This is a genomic window from Nonomuraea africana (assembly GCF_014873535.1).
Classification (GTDB): Bacteria; Actinomycetota; Actinomycetes; order Streptosporangiales; family Streptosporangiaceae; genus Nonomuraea; species Nonomuraea africana.
Window position 1 is genome coordinate 8,691,517 of record NZ_JADBEF010000001.1, and the last position, 22,473, is coordinate 8,713,989.

The following is a 22,473-nucleotide window of genomic DNA, read 5'->3' on the forward strand; positions in this document are numbered from 1 at the left end:
GCCTGGCCGGAAGTCCCAACTGGCGGATTTCGGACCTCACCGTGAAGATCGGCACCCACGACATCGCCATCATGTCTAGCGCGAGGATCGCTGGGTTTACCCGCAGGGGAATTGCTTCGCTGCTATAGTTTCTTTGTTCGAAACGGGCAGGGCTTGTCCGTCGCCTACCTCGGCTGAGGGAAGCGAGAAGCCGCTCCCTTCAGGGAGTGGAGGAGTCAGGAGGATCACCTGCATGATCGAGGTCATCCGCCCAGTATGTGGTCGGGCGTGATCTGCTGGCGGAAGCTGACGAGCAGGACGTTGTTCACGCCCGTCCGCGCCGACTGGACGAAGGGGCCAGCCGCCGCCAGCCAGATCCCGATCCCGTGGTCGAGCAGCGGCACCAGCAGCCCGAAGGGCGCCGTCGCCAGGCTGAGCAGCCACACCGCGCCGCCCTGACCCAGCCACCTGGCCATCAGGTGCGCGCACGCGGAACCCACCAGCGCCCCCACCCCGCTCGCGGCCAGGTAAGCGCCGAACACCCACTCGGGGAAGGCCAACTCCCGCACCAGCAGCACCGGCAGCAGCACGGTGGCCAGCGGAAAACCAAGGTTCGCCATCGCGCCCTGCACGGCGATGGCCACCAGCACCCTGTTGCCGAACAGGAATCGCAGCCCTTCGCGCAACTGCCGTCCGATCGGCTCCCGTACGGCGGGCGGGCTCTCGACCGCCCGGATCCCGCGCAGCCACAGCGCCGACCACGCGTACGTGACGGCGTCGAGCAGCAGCACCAGCGGCGCGCCGAGCACCTGGGTGAGCACCCCCGACACGCTGCGGCCCGTGACGTACATCGCCGAGTTCGTCCCGACGAGCAGGGAGTTGGCGGCGGTCAGCCGGTCCCTGCCCACCAGCGAGGGGACCAGGCTGTGCGCGGCCACGTCGAAGAAGAGCGTGCCGACGCCCGAGACGATCGCGACCAGGTACAGCTGCGGCATCGTCAGCGCGTCCAGCCACCAGGCGGCCGTGACCGACGCCATCGCCACCGCGCGCAGCACGTCCGTCGCCACCATGACGGGGCGCCGCCGTACCCTGTCGACCCAGACTCCCGCGGGCAGCCCCACGAACAGCACGGTCAGCGTCGCCAGTGAGCTGAGCAGGCCCACCTCGCCCGGGCCCGCGTCCAGCGCGGTCACCGCGAGCAGGGGGAGCGCCACGTGGGACAGCTGCGTGCCGAACTGGCTGCCGAAGGCGGCCACGTACAGTCGCCGGAAATCACGATCCATGTCGGGAAAGATGCCGCCGCCGGGCGATAATGGCGATGGATTAAGGAGAGAGCTAATCGACCTGACCTTCACCGTCCAGGACATCGCCAACACGCGGTTCGCGATCTCTCCGTTGTGGGAGGTGGTGGCCAGCGTCCGCGTCGTCAAGGAGCCCGTGGGCGTCAACCGTCCATGGGCCGAGCAGGTGCGCCGCCGACTGGCCGGGGTCGACTGGCGGCTGCTGTCCGACCTGGTCCCGATGCCGACGATCTCGCTGGTCTGCTTCATCGCCCCGCCGCCGACCACGTCGCTGCCCGACCTGGAGCTGGAGCTGGCGGGCATGCTCTCCCGCGCCGGCGACGTGCGCGCCGAGCTCGACGCGTGGGGTGGTGCCCGTACACCTCGGCTGCGCGCCCTCTACGACGACCCCGCGGGCGGGCTCGAACGGCTGGCCGACCAGGTGAGGGCGTACTGGGCGGCCGCGATCGAGCCGTACTGGCCGCGCATCCGCACCCTCATGGAGGGCGACCTGCTCTACCGGGCCCGCATCCTGGCCGAGGGCGGCGTGCACCGGATGCTCGCCGACCTGGACGCCAATGTCAGCTGGCAGGGGGAGCGGTTGCGGCTGGCCCACCGGTTGTGCGACGGGGTGCGGCCGCTGGACGGCAGGGGCCTGCTCCTGGTGCCGTCGGTCTTCGCCTGGCCGCGGATCTTCTCGATCACGGTGCCGCCCTTCCAGCCCACGCTCCGCTACCCGCCGCGCGGGGTCGCCACTCTGTGGGAGCGCGAGCGGAGGGACCCGCCCGCCGCGCTGGCCGCCGTCCTGGGGCCGACGCGCGCCCGCCTGCTGGCCGAACTCGACCAGCCCGCCTCGACCAAGGACCTGGCGCTGCGCGCGGGCCTGTCGGAACCGGGCGCCAACCAGCACCTGACGGCCCTCAGGAGAGCGGGCCTGTGCAGCTCCCACCGCACCGGGCGCTACGTCCTCTACGCCCGCACGGCCGTCGCCGAAATCCTCCTCAACCCACCCTGACCCCACCTGGGCCTTTCGGCGGCCCTACCCCGAAGGACCTCAGCCGTCGACTTCGGCCAGGGTCTCTCGGGGGTAGAGGGAGGCCGCACGGGGTTCTTCCGGTGGCGCCATCCGAAAGACCCCGGCCGTTGACTTCGGCCGGGGTCTCTCGGAGGGAGGGCGTGCCAGCTCACAGGTTTTCGAGTGGGGTGGGTCCCGATGAAATGGCCCCAGCCGGGGCCCGGTGCGCGGGGTTGCGCGGCCGTGTCCTCCGGCTCCGGCTGGGGTGGTCTCTCAGACGGCGCTCAGCGCCTCCTCCCGCTCGGCCGCCGCGGGAGCGGGCGCCCCCGTCGGCGGCACCCGCCGCAGCAGGGTCACGGCCAGCAGCGCGGCCACCGCCGTCAGCACCGCCGCGACCCCCGACGCCACGTTCAGCCCGTCGGTGAAGGCCGACCGCGCCGCCGCGACCAGCGCCTCGCCCTGCGCCGCGGGCAGCCCCTCGGCGACCGCGAGCTCCCCCGCCAGCGTTTCGGCCGAGCCCGCGGGCATCGCGGCCCGGTAGACGACCGTCCCGATGGTGCCGAGCAGCGCGATGCCGAGCGAGACGCCCAGGTCGCTGGCCGTGGTGTTCACCGCCGAGGCGGCGCCGGCCTTCTCCTGCGGCGCGGCGGCGATCACCAGGTTCGTGGTCAGCGCCATCGTCGGGGCGATGCCCGGGTAGAGGATGTAGAACCCGGTCAGCAGCAGCGGCAGTCCCGACACGCTGCCCACCTGGGTCAGCACCACGTAGCCCGCCACGGACAGCACCGATCCCGCCGCGACCACGTACGCGGGCCGTACCCTGCGGGCCACCGCAGGCGAGAACGTGGAGACCGCGACCAGCATGAGCGCCGCGGGTAGGATCCAGAGGCCCGACTCCAGCGGCGACAGCCCGGCCACCAGCTGGAGGTACTGCGTGAAGAGGAGGTAGACGCCGCCCAGCGCGATCGCCGAGAGCAGGAAGACGCCGAGCGCGCCGCTGAAGGTGCGGTTGGCGAACAGCCGTACGTCGAGCAGCGGCTGCTCCAGGCGCAGCTGGCGGCGGACGAACAGCGTGCCGAGCACCAGACCGGCGACGATCGCCGCCACGGAGAGCACCGACAGGCCGCTCTTGGCCAGTTCCTTGACGCCGTAGACGATGGGCAGCAGGGTCGCCATGGACAGCAGCACGCTCAGCACGTCCAGGCCGCCCGACTGGGGCGCCCGGTACTCGGGCACCAGCGCGGGCGCCGCGATCAGCACCAGCGCCATGACCGGCACGCCGGCCAGCAGCGCCGCGCCCCACCAGAACGACTCCAGCAGCAGCCCGCCGACCAGCGGGCCGACGGCCACGCCGACCGAGATCGAGGCCGCCCACATGCCGATCGCGCTGGCCCGCTGGCGATCGTCGCGGAACATGTTGCTGATCAGCGAGAGCGTGGACGGCATGACGGCCGCCGCGCCGACCCCCATCACCGCGCGAGCGGCGATCAGCAGGTCGGCGCCCGGCGCGAACGCCGCCGCCACCGAGGCCACACCGAAGGCGGCGGCGCCGAACAGCAGCACCTTGCGCCGCCCGATCCGGTCACCGACGGTCCCCATGGCCACCAGCAGCCCGGCCATCATGAACCCGTAGATGTCATTGATCCACAACAGCTGGGCGCCGCTCGGCTGCAGGTCGGCCGCGATGTGGGGGGTGGCGAGGAACAGCACGGTCATCGCCAGGAACAGCAGGACGGTGGGCAGGAGCAGGACGGTCAGGCCGAGCCACTCCCTGGCTCCCGCACGGGGGTGCGCAGTCATGATCAGTTCTCTCTCTTCAGAAGGGACAGCACGCGGTCGGCCGAGCGGGGCCGGCCGTACCTGATGACCTCCGCGACGGTCGTCGCGAAGAAGGGCCGCAGGCGCCCGACCGCCTCTGTGGCGTCCTGCCTGCCGGCGAATGCGGCGGACCGCGCCCGCCACTGCGGCGCGCACCAGTCGGCGAGGGACGGGGGCAGGCACTCGGGGACCACCAGCACGAAGGCGTCCGCCGCCGCCAGCCAGGGCGCCAGGTCCTGGACGGCCGGCGGAGTCGGCACCTCGTACGAGCACACCTCGGGCAGCCCCGCCGCCGCGAGGTCGAGCAGGTCGACCTCGAAGCCGCGGTGACAGGCGCGGCCGGACAGCCATTCGGCCACCTCCAGGCCGTCGGCGCCGCCGCCGATGATGAACGCGAGTCGCATGTCCCACACCGTGCAGGGGAGGACTCCAGAAACGCTTCGGATCCGCTTTGGATACTGTTTGCGCCATGCGATTCGGGGTGCTCGGTCCGCTGGCCGTATGGACGTCAGAGGGCAGGCCGGTGCGGATCCCCGAGGTCAAGGTGCGGGGCCTGCTGGCCGAGCTGATCGTGCAGGCGGGGCGGGTGGTGCCGGCCGACAGGCTGATCGACCACCTGTGGAGCGGCAGCCTGCCCACCAACCCCGCCGCGTCGCTCCAGACGAGGGTCTCGCAGCTGCGGCGGGCGCTGGAGGACGCCGAGGAGGGCGCGCGGCGCCTGGTGGTCTCGCGCGCGCCCGGCTACCTGCTGGACGTCCCGCCCGACGCGCTCGACGTCGGGCGCTTCCAGGCGCTCGTCGCGGCCGCCCGTACGGCGGGCACCCCGCGCGCCCGCGCCGACCTGCTGGGCGACGCGCTCGCCCTGTGGCGGGGCCCCGCGCTGATCGAGTTCGCCGACGAGGAGTTCGCCGCGGCCGAGATCGCGCGCCTGGACGAGCTGCGCCTGACGGCGATGGAGGAGCAGGCGGAGGCCCGGCTGGAGCTCGGCGAGCACGCCGTGCTCGCCGGCGAGCTCGGCGACCTGGTGGCCCGCCACCCGCTGCGGGAGCGGCTACGCGCGGTCCACCTGCGCGCTCTCTACCGGTCCGGACGGCAGAGCGAGGCCCTGGACGGCTACCGCGACCTGCGCGAGCGCCTGGCCGACGAGCTGGGTGTCGATCCAGGCCGCGAGCTGGCCGCGCTCCACGAGGCGATGCTGCGGCAGGATCCCGCGCTGGAGGCGGGCCCCGCGGCGCCTCCGCCGGGCAACCTGCCCGCGCCGATGAGCGACCTGATCGGCCGCGCGGAGGCGGTCGGCGAGGTGACCGCGCTGCTCGGCTCGGGCCGCCTGGTCACGCTGACCGGACCGGGCGGGGTGGGCAAGACCAGCCTCGCGCTGGAGGCCGCCAGACGTCTCGCGGACTCCTTCCCCGACGGCGCGTGGCTCGTCGAGCTGGGGGCCCTGCCCTCCCGCCTCGAGAGCGACCTGTTCGACTGCTCGGCGCAGGAGGTCGCGGAGGCGGTGGCGGCCGTGCTCGGCATCCGCGACGAGAGCGGCGCGCTCAGCCTGGCCGAGACGATGCGCGGCAAGCGGGCGCTGCTCGTCCTCGACAACTGCGAGCACGTGCTGGCCCCGGTGGCCGAGCTGGCGGGCGCGCTGCTACGGGCCGTCCCCGAGCTGCGGATCATGGCCACCAGCAGGCGGCCGCTCGGGGTCGCGGGCGAGCGGCTGTGGCAGGTGCCGCCGCTGCCGGTGCCGAGCGCGGTGCGGCTGTTCGAGGCGCGGGCCACGGCCCGCACGCCGGGGTTCGCCGTGGACGCGGGCAATGAGGCGACGGTCGCGGCGATCTGCGCGCGGCTCGACGGCATCCCGCTGGCGCTGGAGCTGGCCGCCACCAGGGTCCGCGCGCTCGGCGTCCACGAGCTCGCCGCCCGCCTCGGCGCCCTCCCTCAGGACGCTCCGCGCCCTCCCGAGGGCGCCCGCTCTCAGAACGCCCCGCGCTCTCCCCGGGCCGCCCACCCTCAAGACGCCGCCGAGGGCGCCTCGCCGCAGGGCACGCTCGACGGGTTCAAGGTCCTGGCCACCGGTGCGAGCGACGCGCCCGCCAGGCAGCGCACGCTGCGCGCGGTCATCGACTGGAGCTGGGAGCTGCTCGGCGACGACGAGCGGACGGTGCTGCGCAGGCTCGCCGTCCACGCCGGCGGCTGCACCTTGCGCGCCGCCGAGGCCGTCTGCGGCGACGGGCGGCTCGACGTCATGGATCTCATGGCGGGCCTGGTCGACCACTCCCTGGTGACGGTCACCACCGGCGCGGAGCCGCGCTACCAGCTGCTCGAATCGGTCGCCGCCTACTGCCGCGAGCGCCTGGTGGAGGCGGGCGAGCTGGAGGAGGTCGAGCGGCGGCATCTGCGCCACTTCACCGAGCTGGCCGTCTCGGCCGAGCCGTACCTGCGGGGGCCCGAGCAGCGCGAGTGGCTGGCCAGGCTGGACGCCGAGAGCGCCAACCTGCGCGCCGCCCTCGGCGCCGCCGTCCGCCACGCGGGTGCGGGGAGTGCCGCGCTGCGCCTGGTCAACGCGCTGGCCTGGTACTGGGTGCTGCGCGGACGCCTCGGCGAGGGCCGCAGGGCCCTCGCCGCCGCCCTCGCGGCCGGTGGAGACGAGGACGCCGCGGGCACGGCCGCCACCTGGCTGGCCGCCTACGCCCTGCGCATGGGCGAGGTGCTCGACCACACCGACCCCGCCACGCGGCCCGACGACCTCGAGGGCCTCGCCGGACGGGCCAGAGCCGAGTGGTTCCTCTCGCTGGCCAGGCTCGGTGTCGGCGACACGCAGGCGGGCGAGGAGCAGGCCGAACGCGTCCTGGAGCTGTTCCGCACGCTCGGCGACGACTGGGGCACCGCCGCCGCCCTCAGCACCCGCTCCAGGCAGGCGCTGCTGCGCGGCGACCTGACCGCGCTCCACGAGTACGGCACGCAGAGCATGGCGCTGTTCACCACGCTGGGCGACCGGTGGGGCCAGCTGCACGCCACCCTCGGCCTCGGCGCGCACGCCGAGATCGTGGGCGACTACGAGAGCGCCGCGCGGCTGCACCGCGAGGGCCTGCGCATGGCCGAGGAGCTCGGCCTGCACAGCGAGGTGGCCGACAAGCTGTCGGAGCTGGGCCGGATCGCGCTGCTCGAAGGCGACTTCGCCCAGGCCGACGAGCTGCACGAGAAGGCCGCCAGGCTGGCCCGCGAGCAGGGCTACACGATCGGCCAGGAGTACGCCTCGCTCGGCCTGGCTCTCAGCGCCCGCCGCCAGGGCAGGCTGGACGTCGCGGAGGCGCTCCTGCGCACGTGGCTGGAGTGGGACCGCGAGCTGAACGCGGCCATCGCCACGGCGCTGATCCTGGCCGAGCTCGGCTTCGTCGCCGAGCTGCGCGGCGACGCTGAGGCTGCGCTCGCGCTGCACCTCGAGGGCCTGCGGGAGGCCCGTGAGTCGGGCGGTCCCCGCGCGGTCGCGCTCGCCTACGAGGGGCTGGCCGGAGCGCACGCCGCCGCGGGACGCGCCGTCGAGGCGGCCCGCCTGCTGGGCGCGGCCGACGAGATCAGGCGGTCACTGGGCGCGCCGCTGCCACCCGCGGAGCGCGGCGACGTCGACCGGATCACCGCCGCCGCGGTGGCCGCGCTCGGCGAGGAGCGCTTCGTGAAGGAGTTCGCCACCCCCTACTTGGAGGAGACCCCCACCCCCAGGTCGAACTCGCGGTAGACGCGTGCCCAGAACCCGTCGCGCAGCCACACCCGCGCCTCGGGGAAGGGCCGCAGCGAGTGCCCGAGCTCCTTCTCCGCCTCGATGAGCAGCTCCGTGTCGATGACCGTCGGCAGGATCGGGCCGGGCAGCAGGTCCCTGATGTTGTCGCGGCCACGGGTGAGTATCCACTTCTGCGCCACGTGCTCGCCGACGTCCTCCACCCGCGGGCGCGAGGGCCCGAGCTTGGCCACCTGACCCGGCTTGACGTGCGGCTTGGGGGCGGCGGTGCGCCCCGCGAACACCTGGGCGGGCGACGGCGCCGTCACCGGCGGCACCACCGTCACGGGCTGCGGGGCACGGCTGAAGAAGGGCCTCAGGAAATCAGCGGACAGGACCTCCACGGTGTCGGACTCCCACACCAGGCGCTCGGCCTGGTTGGTGCCGTAGGGCGGCTCGACGCCCCACAGATGGATCCGCACGCCGTACGCCTGGGCCGCCTCAACGGCGGGCACCATGTCCTCATCGCCCGCCAGCAGGATCGTGTCGGTCACCGCGTGGTGCCTGGCCAGCGCCTCGAGATCACTCCTGATCTGGGCGTCCACGCCCTTCTGCTGGCCACGCGCGTTGAGGTTGCCAAGGCGGACTTTCACCCAGGGCAGCTGGGCGATGACTCGCTGGTCGACGGTGGGCACACGGTCACGGGCGGCGTCATACCAATAGATCCGCAGGAGCTCGCCGGAAATGCGTTGTTCTGCATGCTTCTGTAGCGATTGGATGAGCTCATCGGCGGCAACCCGGTATTCCTTGCGCTCCTTGGCGCCGAGCAGTACTTCACCTGCGGCGGCATAGAGATATCCGACATCCACAAGGACGGCGTACTTCGCCGCGACAGGGTGCGGCGTGAGGTCTGGGATGGCCATGTCGTCCTCCAGGCCGCGGTGCTCGTTGATCGGCTGACTATATACGCCTACTTTTCTAGATAGTCCCAACTCCCGGGGAACTTGACACCCGATTCTCAGGATCCTCTACGGTAGAGCGCTGTTTCGCCACGCCGACTTCCCAGGTACGAGCGGTTTACGCATGCTCCTGGCCGGGTTTCGCCATGATTCGTTCTTCGGCGCGGCGGGTCGCTCGGCTTCGGCGTGTCGGGAGGCCAGAACCGCCACAAGAGCCGCGATCTCCTCAGGAGTCGCATCGCCCCGAACAATTCGCAGATGAGGCGTCATAGCGGGATGTTCCCATGCTTCTTCGCGGGCAGCGTGGCTCTCTTGTTCCGCAGCGCGCGCAGCGCCCTGACGATCTGCACCCTGGTGTCGGACGGCCTGATCACCGCGTCGACGTACCCGCGCTCGGCGGCCAGGAAGGGATTGGCCAGCGTGTCCTCGTACTCGGTGACCAGCCTGGCCCGCTCGGCGTCGGGATCGTCGGCCGCGGCCAGCTCACGCCGGTAGAGGATGTTGACCGCGCCCTGCGCCCCCATGACCGCGATCTGGGCGGTCGGCCATGCGAGGTTGATGTCGGCGCCGAGGTGCTTGGAGCCCATGACGTCGTAGGCGCCGCCGTACGCCTTGCGGGTGATGACGGTGACCAGCGGGACGGTGGCCTCGGCGTAGGCGTAGAGCAGCTTGGCGCCGCGCCTGATGATTCCGTTCCATTCCTGGTCGGTGCCGGGAAGGAATCCCGGTACATCGACAAATGTCAACACCGGGATATTGAAAGCATCACAAGTGCGTACAAATCTGGCCGCCTTTTCGGACGCGGCAATATCGAGAGTTCCGGCGAAACTCATCGGCTGGTTGGCCACGATGCCCACCGACCGTCCTTCGACCCTGCCGAATCCGACCACGAGGTTCGGCGCGAACTGGGCGTGGACCTCCAGGAACTCTCCGTCGTCGAGAACGTGCTCGACGACCGTGCGCATCTCGTACGGCTGGTTGGGCGAGTCGGGGATCAGCGTGTCGAGCTCGCGGTCCTCGTCGGTGACGGTCAGCTCGGGGTCGGACTCGTAGACCGGCGCCTCGTCCAGGTTGTTGGAGGGCAGGTAGGACAGCAGGGCCTTGGCGAACTCGAGGCAGTCGGCCTCGTCGGCGGCCTCGTAGTGCGCGACGCCCGACCTGGAGTTGTGGGTGTGGGCGCCGCCGAGCTCCTCGAAGCTCACCTCTTCGCCGGTGACGGTCTTGATCACATCGGGCCCGGTGATGAACATGTGCGACTTCTCCTGCACCATCAAGATGAAGTCGGTCAGCGCGGGGGAGTAGACCGCCCCGCCCGCGCACGGGCCCATGACCAGCGAGATCTGCGGGATCACGCCGGAGGCGTGCACGTTGCGCTTGAAGATCTCGGCGAACAGGCCGAGGGCGACCACGCCCTCCTGGATCCGGGCGCCGCCGCCGTCGTTGATGCCGACGATCGGGCAGCCGACCTTGAGCGCGTGGTCCATGACCTTGACGATCTTCTCGCCGTAGACCTCGCCGAGCGAGCCGCCGAAGACCGTGAAGTCCTGGCTGAAGACGGCGACGGGCCTGCCGTCCACGGTGCCGTGCCCGGTCACCACGCCGTCGCCGTAGGGCCGGTTGTTCTCGATGCCGAACGCCGTGGCGCGGTGGCGGGCGAACTCGTCGAACTCGACGAAGGAGCCCTCGTCGAGGAAGGCGTCCAGCCGCTCGCGGGCGGTCATCTTGCCCTTGGCGTGCTGCTTCTCCACCGCACGGGCCGAGCCCGCATGGGCGGCCTCGTCCTGCCGTCGCTCGAAGTCGGCGATCTTGCCAGCGGTGGTGTGGATGTCGATCTCGGGGGGCTCCGACGGCAGTGCAGCGCTCATGCCGTAAGACTAAAGGGGATGTGCGCGGCGCTGTCGGACAGGCACCAGACTAGGGGGCATGACGGAGGCGGTGCGCACAGAAGGCCTGTTCAAGCGGTTCGGCCAGCAGGTGGCGGTGGCAGGGGTCGATTTCACGGTTCCCGCGGGCAGTTTCGCGGGGCTGGTCGGTCCCAACGGCGCGGGCAAGACGACCACGCTCAGCATGATCACCGGACTGCTCCGCCCCGACGGCGGGCTGGCCCAGGTCGGCGGCGTCGACGTCTGGCGCGATCCGGTCCAGGTCAAGGCCCGCATCGGGGTGCTGCCCGAGGGGCTGCGCCTGTTCGAGCGGCTGTCGGGCCGCGAGCTGCTCCACTACAACGGCCGCCTGCGCGGCATCCCCAAGACCGAGGTCGAGCAGCGCGCCGAAGAACTGCTGCGCGTCATGGACCTGGTCGCCGCGGCCGACAAGCTCGTCGTCGACTACTCCACCGGCATGCGCAAGAAGATCGGCCTGGCCGCCGCGCTGCTGCACAACCCCGCCGTCCTCTTCCTCGACGAGCCCTTCGAGGGCGTCGACCCGGTCAGCGCCAACACCCTCACCGAGGTGCTCCAGCGCTACACCGCCTCAGGGTCCACCGTCATCTTCTCCAGCCACGTCATGGACCTGGTCGAGCGGCTGTGCGACTGGGTGTCGGTGATGAGCGGCGGCCACATCGTCGCGCAGGGCCCGATCGACGAGGTGCGCGCGGGACGCAGCCTCAACCAGGCCTTCCTCGACCTCGTCGGCGTTCGCCAGGGCGGAGAGGAGGGGCTGACGTGGTTGGGCTCTTCGTCGCACTGAAGCTCAGGCTGATCTCCGGTGGGCTGCGCGGCGACGCCCAGCGCATCCTCGGCTTCGTCTTCTCCGTGCTGGCCGCGCTCCTCGTGGCGGCGGCGGGCTTCCTGCTCCTCGCGCTGCTCAGGATGGCTCCCCCGCAGGTGGCGGCCGACGTCGGCGTGATCGCCTTCACCGGGCTGCTGGTCTTCTGGGCGACCGTCCCGCTGCTGGCCTTCGGCGTCGACGACACGCTCGACCCGGCGAAACTCGCCCTCTTCCCGCTGCGCACGCGTCAGCTGGCGGCGGGGATGTTCGCCGCCTCGGTCACCGGCGTCTGGCCGATCGCCTCGCTCCTGGTGACCGCGGGCGCGCTGGCGGGGCTGGCCAGAGGAGCCGGCGGCGTGCTGCTCGGCGTCGTCGCGGTGCTCCTGCAGTTCGCGCTCTGCATCGTCACCTCCAGGCTGATCACGACCGCGCTGTCGGGGCTGCTGCGCTCGCGCAGGGGCCGTGACCTGCTGGCCGTCGGCGTCATCGTGTTCGTGCTGATGGCGCAGCTGCCCAATCTCATCGTCAACCGCGGCCTGTCCGGCGACCCCCTCGCCCTGCTGAGCAGCCTCGCCGCCGTACTGCGCTGGACCCCGCCCGGCTGGGCCGCCCACGCCATCAGCGACGGCGGGCTGACCGGCGTGCTGGAGCTGGCGGCGCTCGCCCTGCTCGTCCTGGCGCTCGGCTGGCTATGGATCAAGGCGCTCGGCAGGGCGCTGGTCACCACCGACGCCTCCACCCAGGCCGCCTCGGTGCGCAGGTCCAGTGGCCTGATCGACAGGTTCCTGCCCGACGGCAGGGTCGCTGCCGTGGTGGGCAAGGAGCTGAAGTACGCCCGCCGCGACCCCAGGGGCAGGGTCGGCTGGTTCGCCTCCATCGCGGTGACGGGAGTGCTGGCCTTCTCCATGAACGGGCAGGGCGCGGGCTCGGGTCCGGGCGTGGCGATCGGCCCGGCCTGCCTCGGCGCACTGATGATCGGCATGCAGCAGTGCAACATCTTCGGCATCGACGGCCGCTCCCTGTGGATGAACGCCGTCGTCTACGGAAACGACCGGGACCTGCGCGGCGACGTGGCGGGACGGCACCTGGGCGTGGCGATCATCGCGGTTCCCCTGCTGATCCTGCTCAGCGTGCTCGGCGGCCTGTTCGCCGGCACCCTCGCCTGGGTGCTGCCGGCGGTGCTGACCGCGTGGGGCGTGCTCGGCATCGGGCTCGGCGTCGGCGCGCTCACCAGCGTGCTCGTCCCCTACACGGTGCCCGACCGGCTCAACGCCTTCACCGGCGCGGCGCCGGGGCAGGGCGGGGTCGCCTTCGTCGCCTCCTTCGGCGCCCTGATCGTCACCGCGCTGCTCGCGCTGCCAGTGGCGCTGCCCGTGCTGCTCGGCTTTGCCTGGCTGAGCGCGGTGGCGCTGCCGTACGGGCTGGCGGTCGCGTGGGGTGGCAGGGTGCTGGCGGGCAAGGTGGGCTACCCACGGCTGCCCGAGCTTCTCTCCGCGGTCTCCAAGCCCACGTAATGGTCTAGTCCACTGGTTGAGACCGGTCTCCAGTCGTTCAGGTCGAGTGGATATCGTGCGAAGCATGATTGACCAGGCCATCCCGCGCCACAGCGCCGTCAGCGAGATGCCCGACGAGCTCCGCCGCGACGTGCGGCTGCTCGGCGAGCTGCTCGGACAGGTGATCGCCGAGCAGGGCGGTCCCGATCTCCTGGAGGACGTCGAACGCCTGCGCAAAGCCGTCATCGGCGCGAGACGTGGGGAGGTGTCCGCTGATGAGGTCGCGGAGATGGTGAGCGCGTGGGAGATCGACAGGGCGGTGCAGATCGCCCGCGCCTTCACCTGTTACTTCCACCTGGCCAACCTCGCCGAGGAGCACTACCGCATCCGCACCCTGCGCGACCGTGACGCGGGCGACGCCGTCCAGCGCGAGTCGCTCGCCTCCGCCGTCGAGGAGCTGGGCAGGGAGCGCGTCGCCGAGCTGGTCCAGGGCCTGGAGCTGCACCCCGTGCTGACCGCGCACCCGACGGAGGCGCGCAGGCGCGCCGTCGTCACCGCGATCCAGCGCATCAGCGGCCAGCTCACCGAGTACACCGCCCAGGGGCGCGGCGCCTCCGAGCGCGCCGAGAGCCGGCGCCGCCTGCTGGAGGAGATCGACCTCCTCTGGCGTACGGCCCAGCTGCGCAACACCAAGCTCGACCCGCTCGACGAGGTGCGCACCGCCATGGCCGCCTTCGACGAGACGCTCTTCCGCGTGGTGCCGCAGGTCTACCGCTCGCTCGACGCCGCGCTCGACGAGGGCAGCGGCACCAGGCCCCCGCTGGCCAGGCCGTTCATCCGCTACGGCAGCTGGATCGGCGGCGACCGCGACGGCAATCCCAACGTCACGGCCAAGGTCACCCGCGAGGCCGTCCTGATCCAGGCCGAGCACGTGCTGACCGCGCTGGAGACCGCCACCACGCGCATCGCCCGCACGCTCACCGCGGCCTCCCAGTACACCCCGCCGTCGCCCGCGCTGCGCAGGGCGCTGGCCGAAGCCCAGGACGCCAGCCCCGACCTGGTCTCCGAACTGGCCACCCGCTCGCCGTCCGAGCCGCACCGGCAGTGGCTGCTGTACGTCGCCGCGCGCATCGGCGCCACCCGCCGCCGCGACCTCGACCTGGCCTACCTCGCGCCCGCCGACCTGCTGGCCGACCTGCGGCTCGCACAGGACTCACTGGCCGCGGCGGGGGCCGTCCGTCAGGCCTACGGCGAGCTGCAGCACCTCGTCTGGCAGGTCGAGACGTTCGGCTTCCACCTGGCCGAGCTGGAGGTGCGCCAGCACTCCCAGGTCCACGCCGCCGCGCTGGAGGAGATCCGCGCGGGTGGGGCGCTGTCGGAGCGCACCGAGGAGGTGCTGGCCACGATCCGGGTGATCGCCTGGATCCAGGAGCGTTTCGGCGTCACCGCCTGCTCCCGCTACGTCGTCTCCTTCACCCGCACCGCCGAGGACGTCGCCGCGGTCTACGAGCTGGCCGCCCACGCGCTCGGCGACCGCGCGCCCGTGCTCGACGTGGTGCCGCTGTTCGAGTCGGGCCAGGACCTCGACAACTCCGCCGACGTGCTCGCGGGCATGCTGAAGCTGCCCGAGGTGCAGCGCCGCCTGGCCGGCAACGACCGCCGGGTGGAGGTCATGCTCGGCTACTCCGACTCCGCCAAGGAGCTCGGGCCCGCCGCCGCGACACTCAAGCTGTACGAGGCGCAGGAGCGGCTGACCGCCTGGGCCCTGGCCAACGACGTCAAGCTCCGCCTCTTCCACGGCAGGGGCGGCGCGCTCGGCAGGGGCGGCGGCCCGGCGAACCGGGCCGTGCTCGCCCAGGCCCCCGGCAGCGTCGCGGGCCGCTTCAAGGTCACCGAGCAGGGCGAGGTCATCTTCGCCCGCTACGGACACCAGGCCATCGCCCGGCGGCACATGGAGCAGGTCTCCAACGCGGTGCTGCTGGCCTCCTCCCCGACCGTCGGCGAGCGCACCGCCGCCGCGGCCGCCCGCTTCCGCGCGCTGGCCTCCCAGGTGGCCGCCGCCTCCGAGCGGGCCTACCGCGCGCTCACCGAGGCCAAGGGCTTCCCCGAGTGGTTCGCGCTGGTCAGCCCGCTGGAGGAGATCGGCTCGTTGCGCCTCGGCTCCCGCCCCGCGCGGCGCGGCCTCGGCGCGCCGCGCTCCCTCGACGACCTGCGGGCCATCCCGTGGGTGTTCGCGTGGGCGCAGACGCGGGTCAACCTGCCCGGCTGGTACGGCCTGGGCAGCGGCCTCGCCTCCGTCGAGGACGTCACCGAACTGCGGGCCGCCTACCGCGAATGGCCGCTGTTCGCCTCGCTGCTCGACAATGTCGAGATGTCGCTGGCCAAGACCGACCGCTCGATCGCCGCGCGCTACCTCGCGCTCGGCGGGCGTCCCGACTTCGAGGCGCAGGTGCTGGAGGAGTACGACAGGACCCGCCGTCTGGTGCTCTCGGTCACCGGGCACTCCAGGCTGCTGGAGAACAGGAAGGTGCTCTCGCGGGCCGTCCAGCTGCGCGACCCCTACGTCGACGCCCTCTCCCACCTGCAGCTGCGCGCGCTGACCGCGCTGCGGACCACGGAAGACCTGTCGGAGGCCGAGCGAGAGAGGCTGTCCACGTTGCTGCTGCTGTCGGTCAACGGCGTCGCCGCCGGATTGCAGAACACCGGTTGATCCGCCCCGCACGCGCCGAGGACCTGCCGGTGATCGAGAAGATCGTCGCGGCGGCCTACCAGCCATGGGCGGAACTGATCGGCATCCGCCCCAAGCCCATGGACGACGACTATCCGGCGCACCTGGCCGCCGGGCACATCTTCGTCCTCGACGACCTGCGCGGGCTGATCGTGCTCGTGCCCGAAGAGGGTGTGCTGTACGTCGACAACGTGGCGGTCCGGCCCGACCAGCACGGGCAGGGCCTCGGCAGGCAGCTGCTGGCCTTCGCCGAGGAGCGGGCGGCGGCGCTCGGGCTGCCCGCCCTGCGGCTCATCACCAACGCCATGATGAAGGTCAACATCGCGCTCTACGAACGGCTCGGCTACACGATCACCTCGCGGGAGCCGATCGGCGAGCGCGACGTGGTCTTCATGCGGAAAGATTTGTGAAGCGGCGCAGGCCGTACTCGATCGGGCCGTAGCGGTGGCCGCGCATCCACCACGCGCTCAGCGCCAGCAGGAGCGTGTAGATCAGCGCGGCCACGCCCATCACCGCGAGGGGCGACAGGCTGCCCGCCAGCGCCAGGCCGTACCCGGTGAAGACCAGGCACATCAGCACCGACTGGCCGATGTAGTTGGAGGCGGCGGACCTGCCCGCGGGTGAGAGCGCCGCGCCGACCGCGGGCACCCGCCTGACCACCTGGAGCAGCGTGACCACGTAGGCGGCGGCCAGCAGTGGCGAGGCCACGTTGGTGACCGCCATCCCGACCAGTTCCCAGCTGCCGGAGGCGCTGATCGACCAGGTGAAGAAGACGGCGGCGGGCAGCCCGATCCCGAACCCCAGTGCCTGGACGCGGGGGACCAGGTGCGCCCAGCGCTCGGGCTCCTCGAACAGCCGCGACTTGCCCGCGGCCAGCCCGAACAGGAACAGCGCCATCGCCATCGGGCCCTGGCCGAGCCAGACGAACAACGCCAGCCCCGGGTAGGTCTCCGCCTGGTAGGTGAGGAAGTCCAGCGGGCTCCCGGTCACCAGCGCCTGGGCCCGCGCGGCGGCGGCCGGATCGATCGCAGGGGTCGCGCCGGCGCTCGGGTCGAGCAGCGTCAGCGCCGCGAGGGAGAGCCACAGCAGCGACATGACGCCGATGATCACCGAGCCGGTCACGACGGCGGTCTTCGGCCTGACGTTCCGCATGGCCAGCAGGATCAGGCCGAGCGCAGCGTAGAGGGTGAGGATGTCGCCGATCCACAGCAGGAAGCCCTGCAGCACGCCCAGCGTGAACAGGCCGAGGCAGCGGCGCAGCATCCTTCCCTTCACCCTGTCGCCCCACGAGCGCATCTGCAGGGTGAAGGAGTAGCCGAACAGGAAGGAGAAGATGACGTAGAACTTGGTCAGTACGAGCGTGCTGACCACGAGGGCGACCGGGCCCTCGGTGATGGGCAGCGTGCCGCCGCCCGTGGCGTAGCCGGGGTCGGCGAAGAAGCCGATGTTCGCCACCAGGATGCCCCCGAGCGCGAAGCCCCTGACGGCGTCGATCTCGTGGATGCGCCTGGCTGGAGGAGCCTGGGTCTGCGTCATGCCCTCGACGCTAGAGATCGGCGCCGCCGCCCACATCGATCTTCGGACGCTCCCGCATCCGACCAAAGTCGCTGCTTCCGGCAGACGAAGACCCCGGCCCACCGGGGATCGGTGTTCCGGGGTCTTCGAAGGCCGCCGCACAGGGCCGGGGCCACGCCCATCGGCACGGTGCTGGGCTCCTTGGACGCCCACGCGGAGGGGTCGTGCGCGTTCTCGTGGTAGGGGTTCGCCGACGAGCCCGCCGTCCCGGTTAACCCCAGGAGGCGCGACGAGCGGTCAGTGTACGAGGTCGGCGTCGGTACGGCCGTGCCTGGGCAGCATCAGCCCGACCACGAAGGTCGCCGCCACCATCGCGGCGGCCACGGCGAGGGTGATCTCCACGCTTCCGGTGCCGAAGTAGACGGTGCCGAGGACGGCCAGGCCGAGCGCGTTGCCGACCTGCTGGATCGCGGTGAGCGTGCCGGAGGCCGAACCGGTCTCCCGGGGATCGACCGCGGCCATCACGATGCTGAAGTAGGGGCCCATGATCAGCCCGCTGCCGAGGCCGACGACGGCGAGCGCGGGGGCGAGCTGCCACGGCGTCACGCCCTGCTCGGCGACGACGAGGAGGGCGAGCACCGCCAGGCCCATGACGACCGCTCCGGCCAGCAGGACCCTGCGGCCGTGCTTCTGCGTGGCCTGCGCGACGCCCATGCCGGCGATCATCCCGATCGAGGACGGCACGCCGGTCAGCGCCGCCTTCAGCGGCGAGTAGCCGAGACCGAGCTGGGTGTAGAGGCCGATCACCAGCAGCACGCCCCCGAACGCGGCGAAGTAGATGGCGCCGACGGCCAGGCCGGAGACGAACGCGGGCTTGCGGAACAGCGAGGGGGCGATCAGCGGGTCGCGGTCACGGCGCTTCTCGTAGCCGACGAAGCAGGCGAAGGTCACGGCCGAGGCGGCCATCATCGCGAACGACCAGAGCGGCCAGCCGTGCTCGCCGCCCTGGACCAGCGGGAAGACGATCAGAACGGTGCCGAGGGAGGCGAGGGCGGCCCCAGGCAGGTCGAGCCGGACGCCGCCGGCGGGCGGCGAGGAGGGCAGGAAGCGCACCGCCGCGAGCACCGCCGCCACGCCGATCGGGAGGTTGATCAGAAAGATCATCCGCCAGCCGGTGCCGAACAGGTCGGCGCTGACCAGCCAGCCCGCCAGGATGGGGCCGCCGATCGCCGACAGGCCCATGACCGGGCCGAACAGCCCGAACGCCGCCTGTAGCTCCTTCGGCGGGAACATCTCCTTCATCAGCCCGAGCCCCTGCGGGATCATCGCCGCGCCGAACAGGCCCTGCGCGACCCTGGCGGCGATCATCGTCTCGGGTGAGACGGCGACGGCGCAGAACAGCGAGCCGATCGTGAAGCCGATGACGCCGATGAGGAACATCCGCTTACGGCCGACGATGTCGCCGAGCCTGCCGCCGGTCAGCAGGCCCGCGGTCATGGCCAGCGTGTAGGCGGCGCCGAGCCACTGGATCAGCGAGGTGCCACCGCCGAGGTCGGCCCGCATGGTCGGGCCCGCGATGTGGGTGACGGTGGCGTCGAGCAGCTCCATCACGGAGCCGGCGAGGATGACGAACAGTGCGGGCCAGCGCCACCGGTAGGCGACTGGCTGCTGGGGGGTCGCCACCGTGGGGCGGGTGTCGAGGACGGTCACCGCTGGCCTCCTGAATCGGAACGGTTTGTTCTGTTCCAGAATAGCAGAACGGAATGCTTCATTCCATAGCTTGACCCGAAAAAAGGCCCGGCACCGCCAGTGCGATGCCGGGCCGTTCGGCGCTCAGGTCAGGCGTGGGCCTTGACCCGGAACTCGGGGTCGGTGGTGCCGCAGGAGGGGCCGTTCGGGCCGCCGATGCGGACCGAGCTGAAGAAGTCGCGGTAGGTGCTGAAGAAGTTGCCCTTGCCGCGGGGGCTGGTGCCTGCCGTGCAGCCCTCGTAGTTGGCCTCGGAGTAGAGGTGGATGACGAAGTCGGTCCTGTTCCAGTCGGACTTGGCCCTGTCGTCCATGTTCAACACCGCGAGGTCCGGCGTGCTGACCTGGATCTCGATGATGTCGCCCGTGCCGTCGAGGCCGGAGAACATGCAGTAGTAGCCCTCGTGGCATCGGTCGTAGCCGGTGGTGGCCTGGGCGGGAGTGGTCGGGAGGACGGATAGCGCGACAGCTGCCATCGGCAAAACCAGTGCGTGAAGCTTCTTGCCCACTGCCTCTCCTCACATGAAACTTTTCTTCGATGACTCCCCGAAGATACATGACGCGATCTTCCGGTTGAAGAGACAATGTCGATCGCTCGCTAAGCGGTGATGCGCTCCATGCCCGCGTAGACGTTGCAGCGCTCCTCGCGCAGGAACCCGACGAGGGTCATCCCGAACTCCCTCGCCAGCTCCACCGCCAGCGACGACGGCGCCGACACCGCGCACACCGCGGGAACCCCGGCCGCCAGGGCCTTCTGCATGATCTCGTAGCTGGCCCTGCCGCTGACCATCAGCACGTGGTCGCGCAGGGGCAGCAGCTGGTTCATCGAGGCCCAGCCGACGAGCTTGTCCACGGCGTTGTGCCTGCCGACGTCCTCCCGCGCCGCGAGCAGGTCGCCGTCACCGGTGAACAGGCCGGCCGCGTGCAGGCCGCCCGTCTTGCCGAAGACGCCCTGGGCCGCCCTCAACCTGGACGGCAGGCCGTACAGCGTCTTGGGGGAGAGCCTGAGCGCGCCGGCCGGAACGGGCGCGCACCGGTCGCGGAGCACGTCCAGGCTGGCCGAGCCGCAGACGCCGCAGGCGCTGGAGGTGAGGAAGTGCCTGTCAAGGGTCGGCAGGTCGGGGATCGGGCCGTCCAGCGCGACCGTGACGGTGTTGTAGCGCGCCTCCGGCGCGACGTCCTCGTCGGTGCAGTAGCCGATGGCCCTGATGTGTCCGGGCCCCGCGATCCCCTCGCCGTGGAGGAAGCCCGCCGCCAGCTCGAAGTCGTGTCCCGGGGTGCGCATGGTGATCGCCACGGTCCTGCGGTCGCGCGCGCCGGCGCCGGTGAGCCGGATCTCGAGGGGCTCCTCGGTGGCGAGGTGGTCCCGGCGTTCTCGGACGACATTTCCGGTGATCTCGGTGATGCGCGCCCGGGTGGTTGGGGTGGTCACCTCTCGTAGCCTACGGCTCGCGTCTCACCCTCCTCACCGGCCCTGCTCAGCGTGACGACGGCGTTGTAGTCGGGGAATGTGGGCCTCCGGGGAGCGGCGGGACTCGTCCAGAAGGGCGTTCCCCTCGGCCAGTGGATCTGCAGGTTGCCCGGACCTTGCCGCTGAACGTCCGCTCTCCGCCCCTCTGCGATGGCGGGGGTTTCTTTGGAGGGAAGGGCGGCGGCGGGCGCGCGGGGCGGTCCCTTTCTGAGAGAGGATGGACAGGTGTCCGAATCGCCCTTCACCGACCTCGACCGCCCGCCGCTGAGCGAGGCGGCGCTCAACCGTGCGCTGGTCAGACCCGGCGGCCTGTGGTCGGGTGTCACCGTCGTGGACCGCGCCGGCTCCACCAACGCCGACCTCGCCGAGCGGGCCAAGTCGGGCGAGCGGGAGGGGGCGGTGCTGATCGCGGAGACGCAGCTCGCCGGACGCGGCAGGCTCGGCAGGGTCTGGAACGCGCCGCCTCGCTCCGGGCTGACCTTCTCCGTGCTGCTGCGTCCCGACGTGCCGCAGCTCAGGCAGGGCTGGCTGCCGCTGCTGTTCGGCGTGGCGGCGGCCTCCGCCGTACGGCGGGTCGCCGGGGTCGACGTCCGGCTGAAGTGGCCGAACGACCTGCTCGTCGGCGAGCGGAAGCTCGCCGGGATCCTGGCCGAGCGGGTCGAGACCGGCGCGGTCGTGGTCGGGATGGGGTTGAACGTCTCGCTCCGCGCCGACGAGCTGCCCGTCGGCACCGCCACCTCGATCGCGATCGAGCTCGGCGACAGGGCCAAGAGTGACAGCGCGAAGAGCGACAGGGCGGAACACGAGGAGCCCGCGGAAGGTGGGGAGGGGCAGCCGGGTTCCATGGACGAGCGCGCGCACGGCACCGACCGTGACCCGCTGATCCGGGCCATCCTCAGGGAGATCGAGAGCCACTACCGCGACTGGCAGAGCGCCGGCGGCGACGCGGACGCCTGCGGGCTGCGCGCCGCCTACCAGGCCTCCAGCGCCACCATCGGCCGCGAGGTACGGGTGGAGCTGCCCGGCGACCGCATCCTGACGGGCACGGCCACCGGCGTCGACGCGGAGGGGCATCTCCAGGTCGGCGGCAGGACGCTCAGCGCGGGCGACGTGGTCCACGTCCGCCCCGCTTCCTGACGGGCGGGATCTCCCAGCCGGCCGTCTCGCAGCACCTGCGGGTGCTCCGCGACAACGGGTTCGCCAGCGTCCGCGGGCGCCAAGCGGCTCTACACCGTCGAGGCGGCCCCGCTGCGCGAGGTCGACCAGTGGATGGAGCGCTTCCGCCGGTTCTGGGACCAGCGGCTCGACGCCCTGGAAACGGAGCTGGCTCGCGGCAGGCGAGCACGCACGCAGGAGCCAACAGAGGAGTCCCCGTGAGAGACATCGTCGGGGCCAGGCGCACGAAAACGCGGGGGCCACCGCCGAGCAGGCCGCCGCCGCGGCGAAGAACACGATCGCCTTCTACACGCCCTGACATCTCGCGTTCGCCCTTCTTCGTGGCGTTCGCCCGGCCTCCGTGCCACGATTTCAGCCATGACTCTCCCGGATCATCACCTGACCCAGGGCGAACGGCGCATCAGGTCGTTCAACCCGCACTGGAAGCGGCTCATCGGCCCCGCCGTCGCGCTCGTCCTCATCGTCGCCGCGACCGGCGTCGCGCTGTACCTCATCCCGGGTGACTGGGAGTACGCCTTCTACGGCAGGGCCGCGGCCGTCGTGATCGCGGTCATCCTGCTGACGATCTGGTCGTTCATCCCCTACCTGCAGTGGAAGAACACCGGCTACGTGCTCACCACGCACCGCTTCACCATCAGCACGGGCGTGCTGAACAAGTCGACCGACGAGATCCCCCTCACCAAGGTCAACTCGGTCAGCTCCGACCAGTCGTTCGCCGAGCGCATGCTGGGCTGCGGCACGCTGACCGTCGAGTCGGCCAGCGACCAGGGGCAGCTCGCGCTCCGCGACATCCCGAAGATCCAGGACGTGCGGGCCGACCTGTTCCGAGCGGTGGAGGACGTCTCCGACGGTGTCGTCGACGGAAGGTAGTCTCCCCA

At 71.7% G+C, this 22,473-nt stretch carries 19 protein-coding genes; 9 read left to right on the plus strand and 10 right to left on the minus strand.

The window, feature by feature from the left end; genetic code table 11:
- Window positions 1–242: 242 nt before the first annotated feature.
- Window positions 243–1,262: an MFS transporter gene (locus H4W81_RS41655; protein ID WP_192779824.1), complete on the minus strand. Its 1,020-nt coding sequence runs from the start codon at window positions 1,260–1,262 to the stop codon at window positions 243–245.
- Here H4W81_RS41655 and H4W81_RS41660 point away from each other — a divergent pair.
- Window positions 1,261–2,274 carry an ArsR/SmtB family transcription factor gene (locus tag H4W81_RS41660; protein WP_225959043.1) on the plus strand — a complete coding sequence of 338 codons (1,014 nt, stop codon included), beginning with the start codon at window positions 1,261–1,263 and terminating at the stop codon, window positions 2,272–2,274. The two genes, H4W81_RS41655 and H4W81_RS41660, sit on opposite strands and share 2 nt — an antisense overlap.
- Before the next feature lie 273 nt (window positions 2,275–2,547).
- Here H4W81_RS41660 and H4W81_RS41665 read toward each other — a convergent pair whose 3' ends face one another.
- Both H4W81_RS41665 and H4W81_RS41670 read right to left on the minus strand, forming a co-directional pair.
- Window positions 2,548–4,074, minus strand: a complete 1,527-nt coding sequence (locus H4W81_RS41665) for an MFS transporter (protein WP_192779825.1) — start codon at window positions 4,072–4,074, stop codon at window positions 2,548–2,550.
- A gap of 2 nt (window positions 4,075–4,076) precedes the next feature.
- Window positions 4,077–4,496, minus strand: coding sequence for an NADPH-dependent FMN reductase (locus H4W81_RS41670; protein ID WP_192779826.1), 420 nt, complete (start codon window positions 4,494–4,496; stop codon window positions 4,077–4,079).
- Window positions 4,497–4,561: 65 nt separating this feature from the next.
- On the opposite strand from H4W81_RS41670, the gene H4W81_RS41675 reads away from it, so the two are divergent.
- Window positions 4,562–7,819, plus strand: a complete 3,258-nt coding sequence (locus H4W81_RS41675; protein WP_192779827.1) for an ATP-binding protein — start codon at window positions 4,562–4,564, stop codon at window positions 7,817–7,819.
- Here H4W81_RS41675 and H4W81_RS41680 read toward each other — a convergent pair.
- The 3 genes from H4W81_RS41680 to H4W81_RS41690 form a co-directional block, all read right to left on the minus strand.
- Window positions 7,777–8,721, minus strand: a complete 945-nt coding sequence (locus H4W81_RS41680; protein WP_192779828.1) for an NYN domain-containing protein — start codon at window positions 8,719–8,721, stop codon at window positions 7,777–7,779. The genes H4W81_RS41675 and H4W81_RS41680 overlap by 43 nt on opposite strands.
- A gap of 105 nt (window positions 8,722–8,826) precedes the next feature.
- Window positions 8,827–9,027 carry an acyl-CoA carboxylase subunit epsilon gene (locus H4W81_RS41685; protein WP_192779829.1) on the minus strand — a complete coding sequence of 67 codons (201 nt, stop codon included), beginning with the start codon at window positions 9,025–9,027 and terminating at the stop codon, window positions 8,827–8,829.
- The gene (locus H4W81_RS41690; RefSeq protein ID WP_192779830.1) at window positions 9,024–10,622 is read right to left on the minus strand and encodes an acyl-CoA carboxylase subunit beta; all 1,599 of its coding nucleotides are present in this window, start codon (window positions 10,620–10,622) and stop codon (window positions 9,024–9,026) included. The genes H4W81_RS41685 and H4W81_RS41690 overlap by 4 nt, the downstream gene beginning before the upstream one ends.
- 58 nt (window positions 10,623–10,680) lie before the next feature.
- On the opposite strand from H4W81_RS41690, the gene H4W81_RS41695 reads away from it, so the two are divergent.
- From H4W81_RS41695 to H4W81_RS41710, 4 genes are all read left to right on the plus strand, one after another.
- A complete protein-coding gene (locus tag H4W81_RS41695) occupies window positions 10,681–11,445 on the plus strand; it encodes an ABC transporter ATP-binding protein (protein WP_192779831.1) in 765 nt (254 codons plus the stop codon).
- The gene (locus H4W81_RS41700) at window positions 11,421–12,980 is read left to right on the plus strand and encodes a hypothetical protein (protein WP_192779832.1); all 1,560 of its coding nucleotides are present in this window, start codon (window positions 11,421–11,423) and stop codon (window positions 12,978–12,980) included. Before H4W81_RS41695 ends, H4W81_RS41700 begins: the two co-directional genes overlap by 25 nt.
- A 64-nt stretch (window positions 12,981–13,044) precedes the next feature.
- A complete protein-coding gene (locus tag H4W81_RS41705; protein ID WP_225959044.1) occupies window positions 13,045–15,669 on the plus strand; it encodes a phosphoenolpyruvate carboxylase in 2,625 nt (874 codons plus the stop codon).
- Window positions 15,666–16,097, plus strand: coding sequence for a GNAT family N-acetyltransferase (locus H4W81_RS41710; protein ID WP_192779833.1), 432 nt, complete (start codon window positions 15,666–15,668; stop codon window positions 16,095–16,097). Before H4W81_RS41705 ends, H4W81_RS41710 begins: the two co-directional genes overlap by 4 nt.
- On the opposite strand, the gene H4W81_RS41715 is transcribed toward H4W81_RS41710, so the two are convergent.
- The 4 genes from H4W81_RS41715 to fdhD all read right to left on the minus strand — a co-directional run bounded on the left by H4W81_RS41715 (window position 16,078) and on the right by fdhD (window position 20,380).
- Window positions 16,078–17,223, minus strand: a complete 1,146-nt coding sequence (locus H4W81_RS41715) for a DUF418 domain-containing protein (protein ID WP_192779834.1) — start codon at window positions 17,221–17,223, stop codon at window positions 16,078–16,080. The two genes, H4W81_RS41710 and H4W81_RS41715, sit on opposite strands and share 20 nt — an antisense overlap.
- 276 nt (window positions 17,224–17,499) lie before the next feature.
- Window positions 17,500–18,912 (minus strand): MFS transporter, encoded by a 1,413-nt coding sequence (locus H4W81_RS41720; RefSeq protein WP_318782410.1) that lies wholly within the window; start codon window positions 18,910–18,912, stop codon window positions 17,500–17,502.
- A gap of 128 nt (window positions 18,913–19,040) precedes the next feature.
- The gene (locus tag H4W81_RS41725) at window positions 19,041–19,424 is read right to left on the minus strand and encodes a peptidase inhibitor family I36 protein (protein ID WP_225959045.1); all 384 of its coding nucleotides are present in this window, start codon (window positions 19,422–19,424) and stop codon (window positions 19,041–19,043) included.
- A 122-nt stretch (window positions 19,425–19,546) separates the two neighbouring features.
- The gene (fdhD, locus tag H4W81_RS41730) at window positions 19,547–20,380 is read right to left on the minus strand and encodes a formate dehydrogenase accessory sulfurtransferase FdhD (RefSeq protein ID WP_192779836.1); all 834 of its coding nucleotides are present in this window, start codon (window positions 20,378–20,380) and stop codon (window positions 19,547–19,549) included.
- Window positions 20,381–20,644: 264 nt separating this feature from the next.
- Between fdhD and H4W81_RS41735 the strand changes: the two genes are divergently transcribed.
- The 3 genes from H4W81_RS41735 to H4W81_RS41745 are packed head-to-tail and all read left to right on the plus strand — an operon-like array spanning window position 20,645 to window position 22,465.
- Window positions 20,645–21,556 carry a biotin--[acetyl-CoA-carboxylase] ligase gene (locus tag H4W81_RS41735; protein WP_318782411.1) on the plus strand — a complete coding sequence of 304 codons (912 nt, stop codon included), beginning with the start codon at window positions 20,645–20,647 and terminating at the stop codon, window positions 21,554–21,556.
- Between the two features lie 8 nt (window positions 21,557–21,564).
- Window positions 21,565–22,098, plus strand: a complete 534-nt coding sequence (locus H4W81_RS50270) for an ArsR family transcriptional regulator (protein WP_420538766.1) — start codon at window positions 21,565–21,567, stop codon at window positions 22,096–22,098.
- Entirely contained in the window at window positions 21,995–22,465 is a 471-nt protein-coding gene (locus H4W81_RS41745; protein ID WP_420538767.1) for a PH domain-containing protein, read from the plus strand. Before H4W81_RS50270 ends, H4W81_RS41745 begins: the two co-directional genes overlap by 104 nt.
- The last annotated feature ends 8 nt before the right edge of the window (window positions 22,466–22,473 follow it).

What these genes read in the sequence shown, in the direction of transcription:
- H4W81_RS41660 (WP_225959043.1), top strand. Translation starts at nt 1,261, where the DNA reads ATGTCGGGAAAGATGCCGCCGCCGGGCGATAATGGCGATGGATTAAGG.
- H4W81_RS41655 (WP_192779824.1), bottom strand. Translation starts at nt 1,262, where the DNA reads ATGGATCGTGATTTCCGGCGACTGTACGTGGCCGCCTTCGGCAGCCAG.
- H4W81_RS41665 (WP_192779825.1), bottom strand. Translation starts at nt 4,074, where the DNA reads ATGACTGCGCACCCCCGTGCGGGAGCCAGGGAGTGGCTCGGCCTGACC.
- H4W81_RS41670 (WP_192779826.1), bottom strand. Translation starts at nt 4,496, where the DNA reads ATGCGACTCGCGTTCATCATCGGCGGCGGCGCCGACGGCCTGGAGGTG.
- H4W81_RS41675 (WP_192779827.1), top strand. Translation starts at nt 4,562, where the DNA reads ATGCGATTCGGGGTGCTCGGTCCGCTGGCCGTATGGACGTCAGAGGGC.
- H4W81_RS41680 (WP_192779828.1), bottom strand. Translation starts at nt 8,721, where the DNA reads ATGGCCATCCCAGACCTCACGCCGCACCCTGTCGCGGCGAAGTACGCC.
- H4W81_RS41685 (WP_192779829.1), bottom strand. Translation starts at nt 9,027, where the DNA reads ATGACGCCTCATCTGCGAATTGTTCGGGGCGATGCGACTCCTGAGGAG.
- H4W81_RS41690 (WP_192779830.1), bottom strand. Translation starts at nt 10,622, where the DNA reads ATGAGCGCTGCACTGCCGTCGGAGCCCCCCGAGATCGACATCCACACC.
- H4W81_RS41695 (WP_192779831.1), top strand. Translation starts at nt 10,681, where the DNA reads ATGACGGAGGCGGTGCGCACAGAAGGCCTGTTCAAGCGGTTCGGCCAG.
- H4W81_RS41705 (WP_225959044.1), top strand. Translation starts at nt 13,045, where the DNA reads ATGATTGACCAGGCCATCCCGCGCCACAGCGCCGTCAGCGAGATGCCC.
- H4W81_RS41715 (WP_192779834.1), bottom strand. Translation starts at nt 17,223, where the DNA reads ATGACGCAGACCCAGGCTCCTCCAGCCAGGCGCATCCACGAGATCGAC.
- H4W81_RS41725 (WP_225959045.1), bottom strand. Translation starts at nt 19,424, where the DNA reads ATGGCAGCTGTCGCGCTATCCGTCCTCCCGACCACTCCCGCCCAGGCC.